We start from the raw sequence: 10,055 nt of genomic DNA on the forward strand, positions 1-10,055 counted from the left end.
ACCACCTCGTCCGCGAGTCCTCAACCCGAAACCGAGTGCGTTTCAAAAGAGCGTTCCGTGAGTTACTTTCGCGCTAGACTGAGGTCGGAGGTGGACCTGTGAGCGAGGACTTGTTCGCGTCGATCGACGCGCTGCTGGCCCGGCCCCGGCCGGTGGACGATCTTCCGGTGCCTGCGGAGCGGGCCCGGTTGCGGACGGCGGCCGAGTACACGCAGGAGGACCTGGCGAAGGCGCTGCGGACCCGCCGGGAGACGATCGTGCGCTGGGAGGCGGGGACGACCGAGCCCCGCCCGCCCAGGCGCGAGGGGTACATCCGGTTCCTGGCGACGCTGGCGCTCCAGCACGGCACGGTCGAGCCGAGCGAGTGGCTGCGCCTGGCGCAGTCCGCGGGCCTCGTGCGGGCCAGCGGCCGGGAGCCGGCATCCGGGCCCGCGGCCGCGCCGGTCGTGCCGGAGGCGCCCGCCGCTGCCCCGGCGGCCGAGCAGCCGGCCCCTCCGGCTGCTCCGGCCGCCACGGCCGGCGGGGACCAGGTGGTGGAGCTCGACCGGGACGCCGCCGGGGACCTGGTGGCGGGCCGGCCGGAGCCGTGCGTGCGGTGCGGGCGGCCGACGCCGTACCGCAGCGCGGGCCGTCCGGTGCACATGGGCGGCTGGTGCACCACCACCGCCTCGGAGCCGGCTCCGCAGCCGGCCGCGGCCGAGCAGGCCCCGGCCGCGGTGATCGCGCAGGAGCCGGCCGCCTCGGTCGCTGCGCCGCGCCGGGCCGCGGCCTCCGCCCCGGCAGCTGCGCCTGTGCGTCGTGCGGCGGCGTCGCGTCCGGCCGCCGGCCCGTCGTCGCGGGCGCGCAAGGCGCCGGCGAAGAAGACCGCTGCGGCCGAGGGCCCTGCGGACTGGGAGGCGGCCGCGGCCGCGCGTTTCCCGGCCGGTCCGCTCGCGGTGCTCGACGTCGCGCCGGACGGGAAGGCGCTGGTGGCCTACCTCGCCGACGGCACCCGGGCGCAGGCCGCGCCGGCCGGCCGCACCTTGGCCGCCGTGGTGGAGTGGGCGCTGGAGCAGCGGTTCGGCTCCCCGCGGTTGCACCGTCACGGCAAGGACGGCGACGCCCTGGTGGTGCTCACCGACGCCGCGCTGGCGGAGCTCGGCCTGCCGCCGATGGGCCGGGACGAGAAGCGCGACTTCGTGCAGCGCCTGGGCCAGCTGCCGAAGAACCACAAGGCCGTCAAGCAGCTGGAGAAGTCGGGCTGGTTGCTCACCCAGCGCGGTCTGGGCCCGTGGGCGCGGATCTACCGCACCCCGGAGGACGGCAAGCGCCAGTGCGTGCAGCTGTGCATCCCCGCCTGGGGGGCGCTCGCGTCGGGCGGCTGGCAGATCCCCGACGGCCTGGCCGCCCCGGACCTGGCGCGCCTCCTCGGCACCTACGCCACCCGGGTCCTGACCCCGCGCGGCTCGACCGCCGTGTCCGGGCTGGAGTTGGTGACCGCGCTGCGCCCGCCGACCCGGGCGGTGCGCACCGAGGCCGGCTGGACCTCGGGTGCGGTGGAGGGCTCCCGGCCGAAGGACGCCTTCGACCCGGCGCCGCCGGAGGTCCCGGACATCCACCCCCTCGCCCAGGACCGCGAGGCGGGCGGCGAGCTGGTGACCGAAGCCTGGGACTGGCACCGCGACCTGACCGACGCCGAGCAGGCGGCGCCGTTCGCGGTCGGCCTGGACGTCAACATGGCGTTCCTCGCCGCCGCCGGCCGCCTGGTCCTGCCGCTGTCCGGCCCGGTCCACGAGCTGAACCCGACCTACGACCCCAAGGTCCCGGGCTCGTGGCTGGTCGACCTGTCCGGCGTCGACACCGACCCGCTGCTCCCGTCGCCGTTCACCGCCGACGGCTCCCGCCCTGCCGGCCCGGCCTGGTACTCCACCGTCAAGGTGGCGTACGCGGTCGAGCTCGGCGCCCGGGTCCGGCCCACCGAGGGCTGGCTGCGGCACGAGTCCGGTCCGTACCTGGACCCGTGGCACAAGCACCTGCGCCAGGCGTACCTGGACACGATGGCCGCGCTCGGGGTGCCGCTCACCCTCGCCGACACCGACCCGGTGGCATTCCTGGACGCCATGGCCGCCGTCAAGCAGGGCGACCCGGCGGAGGTCGCGGTGCTGACCGCGATCAAGCAGACCGCGAAGGGCACCGTCGGCAAGATGCGCGAACGCCCCCGCGGCCACGGCTACAAGCCCGGCGAGCGCTGGCCGGCCCTGGAGCGCCCGACCTGGGACCCGCTGATGCGCGCCCTGATCATCGACACCGCCACCGTCAACCTGCACCGCAAGCTCCGCAAGATGGCCGCCGACACCGGCCTGCACGCCCTCGCCGTGCTCTCCGACTGCGCGGTGTTCGCCGCACCCGGCCCCGGCGCCCTGGACGTCCTCACCCGCACCGACGGCACCCTCACCGCCTCGCTGCGCCTCGGCGTCAGCCCGGGGATGGTCAAGTTCGAGGGCTCCCGCCCGATGACCGAGATCGCCGAGCTGCTCGCCGACGGCGCCAACCCGGCCCGGCACATCAAGACCGGCGGCGTCGTCTCCGCCGACGAGTAGCACCCGCGCGGCCCGCCGGCACCCGCCGGCGGGCCGCCAGTACCCGACGAACCACAAGCCCCCGCCAGGGGCGCCGCCAGGAAGGACACCTGATGGGGGAGATCGACGAGGGCCTGGAGCGAGCCGAGCGCACCCGGCCCATTCCGGTGCAGCTGAGCGCCCGGGTGCGCTTCCTGTGGGAGAAGGTCGCCAAGAACGACACCACGGCCCTGGCCGAGGCCGCCGGCATCTCGGTGCGCACCGCCCAGCGCTGGGCCAAGGCGCTGAAAGAAGGCAAGGCGCCGGTGATGACCACGGCCAACGAGAAGAAGGTGGAGCAGCTCGTCCGCGCGAAGTGGCAGCCGCGGGTCAAGCAGCGGGTGCGCCGCGACGCCGAGACCAACGGCTTCATGCTGCACATCTCCGGCACGTTCGGGTACAGCGCGGCCGCCGGCTCCACCGACGACCCCCGCCCGCGCACCATCACGCAGAAGATGCCCGGCACGGTGGCCCAGCGGCTGTACGCCGCCCGCGACGCCGGCGCCACCCAGGCCCAGCAGGAGCAGATCCTCGCCGACGCGCTGCGGGACGAGTACTTCAAGGACGGCGGCCGCCGCGCCCGCGGCCTCGACGTCGAGCTCAACGACATCTCCTGGATGGACCTGGAGGGCTTCTGATCCCTCTGGCCGAACCCGTGTCGCCACAATGGGATTCCTGGCCGTTCTCCAACGGCCTGGAAGGCCTCATTTCTGTCACGACATGTGCTTTCATCGGCGAAATCTGAGGCGGACGGCGATGCCCGGAGCCGCCGGGCCTACACCAACGTGCTCGCGCTGTACGGGAAGGGGGAGAAACCCCTCGCCGTCCGTCCCGGACCGGGGCAGGATCCCCAGCATGAGACTCAAGCCTGGCGTCACCCTGGATTCCGCCGAGACCACGCTGCGCGCCGCCCTCGTCGAGTGGGAGAACGCGCGCGGTGCGCAGGACTACTTCCAGGCCTACGTCGACGCTGTCGAGAAGACGTTCCGGCCCCTGCAGTACGCCTTCGCCGAACCGGACCTGGCCGGCGGACTGCGCACCGAGGTCTACCGGCACATCCTGCAGCTCGGTAACCCGAATCGGGTGACCTTCCGCGGGACCGCCCCGTACGTCACGTCGCCGACGGGCGGAGGAGAGGAGATCCGGGCCCGCAACGGGGTCTTGGCCGCGGAGATCGAGCACCAGGCCGCGGCGATGACGAGCGCCACGGAGGAACTGCGGGCGTTGAAGCTCCTGGCAGGCCGGCCGGGCCTGCCAGTCGTCTACGACACCAACATGCTCAACCACTGGGCCCAGCCCGGTGATGTGCGCTGGCGGGAGGTGCTCAAGGAGCAGGGCGAGGACACCCGGCTGGTCCGCCTGATCGTGCCGCTGCGGGTCCTGGACGAGCTGGACCGGCAGAAGTACGGCACCGGGGCGCTGGCGAAGAAGGCCGCCACCGCGATCCGCTACCTGGATCGCGTCCTGTCCGGCCACGAGCCGGCCGCCCCGGTCGACCTCCGCCCCGGCGAAGCAACGTTGGAGGTCTGGCACGACGGCGACCACCGGGACATCGACACCGATCTCGCCATCCTGCGCTGCACCGCCGACCTCGCCAACCTCCACCCCACCACCGGCGCCCGCACCCTCACCGACGACATCGGAATGCGCCTGCGTGCCCACCACATGGGCCTCGCCACGCTGCGCCTGCCCGAGCAGTACCGCAAGAAGGGCACCGCGATGGACGAGGTTCCGCCGCAGGTCTGAGGTGTGCTGGTGCTGGGCGGCCGCTCACCCGGTGCCCCCGTCGACCGGTCGCCGGGAGCCCACATAGGTTCGGACCCGTGCTATATGCCTGGCATATAGCACGTCATATGGCATCTGGGCGGTCGGCTTTCTAGTCTTCCGGTACCGGACCGGCGCCACCGCAAGCGGGTAGCTCCCGCACGCGGTTGGGTGCGCCGGAGGCAACCTGCGAGGACGGGGGAGCGCATCACCGTGCACTGAAAACGTAGTCAAAGAGGCGATTTCCGCGAATCTTTCCGGATACTACAGGTGTCGCATCGCAATGCCGCTGACCTGCGAGAATACCCGGCACGCTGCATCCCTTATGTCTGCAATGGCGTGTTTGCGGATTTTCCGTGACAGGGTTGTCGTGCTCTAAAATCACGGTACGTCAGATCGACCGGGACTCGGCCGGACGGATCGGGTGCATCGACCTCTTCACAGAGGTGGGTGTCCCGGATCTATCCGTTCGAGCGAAGGAGAGGCATGACGAAGCCGCCGACCACCCTGGAGAAGAACCCTGATCCCGGGGACGACGGTGGCAACCCGAAGGACCGGAAGCTGAGGATCATCGCGATGGTGGTCGTCCCCCTCCTCCAGCTCGCCTGGCAGATCGTGAAGGACACCGGCCTGATCGGTTCCTGATCCGCCAACAGCAAAGCGACCTGCGGGAACAGGTCGCCTGTTGGAGCTGTACTTCGTGTTGCTCTGGGCCCCGCCCCTCCGACGCTGATCTGGCGGGGTGGGGTCCATCCATCGGTGGACGAGCTGTCTACCGATGACCTAAATCTATAACACCCTAGAGCCGGCAGGGGACTATCGCCGGCGCGCAGAGCCCCGGGCCGACGGACCTGGAAGACTGGTGATCATGAGTTCCCCCGGCCGGCGCCCGCTGTGGCAGCCCTTCTCCGAGCCCGCCACCGACACCCCCACCGAGCCGTCCGGCGGGGCCCGGCTCCTCGCGGTCGAGCGCGCCCCGTTCCTGGAGCCGGCCACCGCCGAGGTGCCCGGGGTGCCCGAGGCGCCGGCGCCGCCCGCAGTGCCGGCCGCGCGTCGTCGGCTCGGCCCCGGCGGCCTGGCCGCCTCCGCGGTACCGGACGACCGGGGCTGACCGCGGCGATCCACCAACAGGCGTTGTTGCGCACCCGCGCAACAACGCGGTGGGGTGCCCGGGAGGTTCGGCGGCCGCGTCAACATCGTGCGGCCGGTGTCGACACCTGGCCGCGTCCGGTGGACCGCACGAAACCCCGCGCGGAGATGCAGTGCATTCCACGCGAGACTTTCCCGCATTCCTATGTGAATCAGCCGCGCCGGAAGTTCGACGGACCAGATTTCCCTAGCGCTACGTTACGGACCATCGGAGGAGTCTTCCCCAGGCCGTCTGAGCAATGGTTCGGCAGAGTTCTCGGCGCCAGGAGCGAGAAATGGAAGACGCGGGTGGAGGAACTGCTCGCCACCGCGGCCGGGCGGCCAGGACGGCGCCGCCCTGGCCGCCCTCGTGCAGCGCCGGGCCCAGCCGGCGCAGCGCGTGCAGCAGGAAGTGCAACAGCCGGTGCAGCACGCGCAGCGCGAAGTGCAGCACGCCCGGCAGCAGCCGGGCGCGGTGCAGCAGGCGGTGCCCGCCGCCCGCCCGGCCGAGGCCGCGTCACAGGTCGCGCCTACGATGCGGATCATGGTCAGTGATACCTCCGCGCGGAGGAGTGAGGACAAGCCGGAGCGCACGTGCCGGGGCTGCGGCACGGTGCTGCCACCGCACACCGGCCGCGGCCGGCCGAAGAAGTCGTGCGACCGGGCGTGCGAGTCGAAGGCGTACCGGCGCACCGTCGCCGAGCGCCACCAGGACGCCGTGGCCGCCACCCTTGTTCCTCCTCGCGGAGGTAATGGCGGCGGGCCGGACGGCGGCCCGGAGCGGGGCAGCACCCAGCGCCAGGAACTGCTGGAGCTGGCCGCCCGGGTGCAGCGCATCGCCGCTGGCTACCTGGAGCGCCTGGACGCCGCCGCCGCCGGGACCAGCGACGACGTACGCGCGGCGGAGGCGCTGCGCCTGCTGGAGACCGGCCTCGACGCCCTCACCGGCCGCATGCTGCGCCTGGGCAGCACCATCCGCTACGAGACGCTGCACGGGTACGACGACTGGTCGCCGGCCGCGGGGATGCCCGCCCGGCAGCAGGCACCCGCCGCCCCGACCCCGGCCCTTGTTCCTCCTCGCGGAGGTAATGCGCCCGCCTCTCTGCAGCCTGCCGCCGACCGGCCGCGGGCCGTTCCCGGCCCGGCGCCGGGCCCGCCCGGCGGGGCCGACCTCACTCCTCCGCGCGGAGGTATTCAGGACGGCCGCAGCCCGGCCCCGATACCTCCGCGCGGAGGAACAAGGGCTGCTGCACCGGCCGAGCCGGCTGCGCAGCCGGAGCCGCTCGACCTGCTGCCGCTCGACCGGCGCGGCCTCGGTCCCACCACCTACTCCAGCCCGCTGCCGGAGATCGGCCCCGCCTGGGAGATCCGCGGTTGGGCCGACCAGGACAGCCTCGCCCTGGTCGCCCGCGACGACCGGCTCGTCGGCTGGGCGGAGAACCACGGCGGCGGAGGCTGGATCGCGTTCGTCGGCTTCGGCGCCCCGCTCACCTACCTGGTCGACGTCCAGGACCGCCCCATCCGGCACCTGAGCGCCGGCCGCGCCGCTCAGAGCATCTCCCTGGCCCTGCGCCAGGACCCGACCCTCGACCCGACCCGCACCTGACCTGCGCCGGTGAGTTCCGCACCACCGGAACTCACCGGCCCGGGACGGCCGTGGCCTCGGCCGCCGCGCGCAGCCGGTCCGCCGTCGCCACCGCCGCCTCGCGGGTCACCGCGTCCTGGCTGTCGGCCAGCAACCCGAGCAACTCCACCGCTGCGGTGAGCACCAGCACCGGCACCGTCGCCTCGCGCAGCAGCAGAAGCTGCTCGGCGGCACGGTGGCTGGCGGACGTGGCAGGAGCCGCGGCGGGAAACAGCGCGGTCAGCCCGCTGCCCAGGCGCCGCCGAGAATCGGTCGAGGGGTACGTCATGCCCGCACAACCTGCCCGGCCCCACCCAGGTCACGCTGCGCCCCCCGGCCCGCCCGAAGCGGCCCAGGTCCTGACGTAGGTCCTGACCCGGGTCCTGCCGCAGGTCCTGGCGCAGGTCCTGACGCCGGTCTCCCGGATCCAGCGGAAGACCGGCGTACGTGCAGCTCAGAGCCCCATCCAAGGACCCCGGAAATTCCGACATCCCTGTCCTGGCCCCTCTCCCTGCCGTGGTGGTGGGTGGGCGGTGGCGTCGGACGGGACCGGCGGCGCTGCGCGGCTGTTCCTCGGCGCCTGCCGCTGGCCGACGGCGACGGCCAGGCCGTCGAGCACGCAGGCCCGGCGGGCGCGGCCGGCCTTCCGAGCCGCGGAGTCTTGTCGGGTGCCTTGTGGACCACCTCGGGGGGCGCCTCGTGGAACACCTCTCCGGGTGTCTCGTGAGCACACCACCGCCCGGCCCGAACCGGCATCACCGCAGCTCAGAGCACCTCTCCGGCGGCCGGGAAAATCCGACAACCCCTTCTCTTCCTTAGGTCTTTGGGTAGTTGTCGGTCGGGGTCTGCGCCTGCGGCGTGCTGTCGGTTTCTGGTTGCGCCCCCCGGGACGGGGGGCGTCGGTGGCCGCGCGGGAAGACGACCACCTGCTGCGCGCGCCGGCCGGAGCCGGATCTCCGCCCCCCGAGCCCGCCCGAGGCCCAGCAGGGCCGCAGAGGCCGCCTGGCGCCCCACCTGCCCGCCGCCCTCGGTGCCGAGCACGTGGTGGTCACGCCGAACCGGAGCGGCGGCGCTGCGCCGCTCCCCTCGGCGGCCCGGCCCGGCCGGGCCGGACAACGACGACGACCAGGCCGCCGAACACGGCCGCGCAGAGGTCTCGTTTGGCTGCTCGTACGGGGTCTCGTTCACCTGCTCGTACGGGGTCTCGTAGGGGGTCTCGTTCAGCGTTCACGACCCGCACCCCCGGCCGGTGCATCACCACAGCTCAGGGCCGATTTTCGGGCGTTCTCACCGGCCCGACATCTATCTCTGTGCGCCTGGTCCTGGTGGTGGGTGGTGGTGTGCGGGGTCGGGCGCGTCGATCCGGGACAGCCCGCTCACCGGCGCTCGGCCTCTCCTCCTGCGACCGCCTGGCGGCGGCCGCGGCGTGGTGGTGAAGGGGGCGGGCGGCGGCCCGGGGGCCGGGCCCCGGGCCGGTTTCGTCTCTGGTTTCGGCTCCGGTTTCGCTTCTGGTTTCGTTTACAGACACCCCCGCCCCGCCGCCATCGGGTCATACCCGCAGGTCAGACCCGGTTAGTTCGGCCCGCCCACCGCCGACTTACCCCTGGGAGCCCCCGACCCGGCCGACGAAGGAGGAGAGGGAGGGTGGTGGGCGGCGGCACCCGGGGTTCGGGGGGCGCTGCGCTGGGCTGTTCTCCTCCTCCTCGACCGGGCGGCCGGGCCGGTGACCGGGCGGGGCCCGCCTCGTTGGTCCGGGCATGACCGCCCTGACTCCGCCCGGCACCGGCAGGCACCGACGGCCGAAGCCGCCGCCGCTCCCGGAGCCCGAGGGCACCTGTGGCATCTGCGATCCCGAGTGGCTCCCGACCTGCCGGACGGCTGAGCCGGTCCGCCCGCTGCGCTACGCCACCAACGGCCCCACCCAGCTCGGCCGCCACCGTGTGCCGCGCCTGGACGACCCGGCCCCGCCCGGTACCGTCTCCCTGGAGGCGTACCGCGCCCGCAAGCGCCTGGCGAAGACCGCCTCGACCGCCTGACCGGAGCTGTCACGACCCCCTGTCACACCCCGCCGAGAAGGACGCGACAGGGGGTGCTGTCGCGCCCTGTGACCTGCACGAACACTCCTCCACCCCCACCCCTTTGCCGGGCGCGACAGCTCCGCCGGGACAGCCCCTCCCCGGGCCCGCCGCCGAGCGGGCCCCAGGGGAAGAAGTCGGCGTGCTGCGCCCCCGCCCGCCCACCCCTTGACCACCAGGTCAGCACCCGTGCCCGCCGGTTCGGCGGCAGCGGTCGAAGGGGACCCGAAAGGGAACCCGGAAGAGAACCTGAAAGAGGACCTGAAAGGGAACTCCAAACGGAACCCGAAAGGGAACCGAATCCCTGTAATGCACACAGGCCGTTCGGCGGGATTGTCTCGCGCCGGATTTTGATGCACGGGTGTGGGTGAAAGTCAGCCGATTGTCCGGCCAGTTTTTGAGCGGTCCGGAGCGCCCGTTCTCCCAGGATGGGGCAGCCCTACAGGCGGGATCTCCTGACGCTCAGAAGTGAAACACCTGACGAATCGCCGGGTCGGGGCGCGGCCCCGCGCCCGATAGGTCCAGACCACTCCCCGGCCGTCCCGTTCGCGCGGACACCTCCCCACCTCGACCCCCGCAGGGCCCGCACCCGAGCACCGCGCCGGACCCCTCCCCCTAGTCAGCCGGTTTTGAGGCCAGCAAAATGCCCAGTTCAGCTACTTGAACGGGCATCAGCCCGAGCGGGGCCGGCGGAGCGGAGCGACCCGGCCGCGCAGGCCCGGCGGAGCCGGGCCGACCTGACCGAAGGTCAGGTCACGGACACGCGGAGCGGGTCCGCCGATCGCCGGAGGCGATCGCGCACGAAGGGCCGAAGGCCCGTAGGGACCCGCTCCGCGGAGATAGGAAGAGCACACCTCTGAACACCAC

The 10,055-nt window shown here is 73.1% G+C and carries 8 protein-coding genes; 7 read left to right on the plus strand and 1 reads right to left on the minus strand.

Annotated features, from left to right (window positions below; genetic code table 11):
- The first annotated feature begins 98 nt into the window (after positions 1-98).
- The 6 genes from tap (at position 99) to ABT014_RS32975 (ending at position 7,095) form a co-directional block, all read left to right on the plus strand.
- Positions 99-2,579: a telomere-associated protein Tap gene (tap, locus tag ABT014_RS32950; protein ID WP_350643246.1), complete on the plus strand. Its 2,481-nt coding sequence runs from the start codon at positions 99-101 to the stop codon at positions 2,577-2,579.
- A 92-nt stretch (positions 2,580-2,671) separates the two neighbouring features.
- Positions 2,672-3,235, plus strand: coding sequence for a telomere-protecting terminal protein Tpg (tpg, locus tag ABT014_RS32955; protein WP_350643248.1), 564 nt, complete (start codon positions 2,672-2,674; stop codon positions 3,233-3,235).
- Positions 3,236-3,452: 217 nt separating this feature from the next.
- On the plus strand, positions 3,453-4,343 hold the full coding sequence (locus ABT014_RS32960) for a PIN domain-containing protein (RefSeq protein WP_350643250.1): 891 nt from the start codon (positions 3,453-3,455) through the stop codon (positions 4,341-4,343).
- A 504-nt stretch (positions 4,344-4,847) separates the two neighbouring features.
- A complete protein-coding gene (locus ABT014_RS32965) occupies positions 4,848-5,006 on the plus strand; it encodes a hypothetical protein (protein WP_350643253.1) in 159 nt (52 codons plus the stop codon).
- A gap of 223 nt (positions 5,007-5,229) precedes the next feature.
- Positions 5,230-5,472 (plus strand): hypothetical protein, encoded by a 243-nt coding sequence (locus ABT014_RS32970; protein WP_350643255.1) that lies wholly within the window; start codon positions 5,230-5,232, stop codon positions 5,470-5,472.
- A gap of 561 nt (positions 5,473-6,033) precedes the next feature.
- On the plus strand, positions 6,034-7,095 hold the full coding sequence (locus ABT014_RS32975) for a hypothetical protein (RefSeq protein ID WP_350643257.1): 1,062 nt from the start codon (positions 6,034-6,036) through the stop codon (positions 7,093-7,095).
- A gap of 31 nt (positions 7,096-7,126) precedes the next feature.
- Here ABT014_RS32975 and ABT014_RS32980 read toward each other — a convergent pair whose 3' ends face one another.
- The gene (locus ABT014_RS32980; protein WP_350643259.1) at positions 7,127-7,402 is read right to left on the minus strand and encodes a hypothetical protein; all 276 of its coding nucleotides are present in this window, start codon (positions 7,400-7,402) and stop codon (positions 7,127-7,129) included.
- A 1,468-nt stretch (positions 7,403-8,870) separates the two neighbouring features.
- On the opposite strand from ABT014_RS32980, the gene ABT014_RS32985 reads away from it, so the two are divergent.
- Positions 8,871-9,149 (plus strand): hypothetical protein, encoded by a 279-nt coding sequence (locus tag ABT014_RS32985; RefSeq protein ID WP_350643261.1) that lies wholly within the window; start codon positions 8,871-8,873, stop codon positions 9,147-9,149.
- Positions 9,150-10,055: the final 906 nt, after the last annotated feature.

Source organism: Kitasatospora sp. NPDC094015 (assembly GCF_040304075.1).
Taxonomy (GTDB): domain Bacteria; phylum Actinomycetota; class Actinomycetes; order Streptomycetales; family Streptomycetaceae; genus Kitasatospora.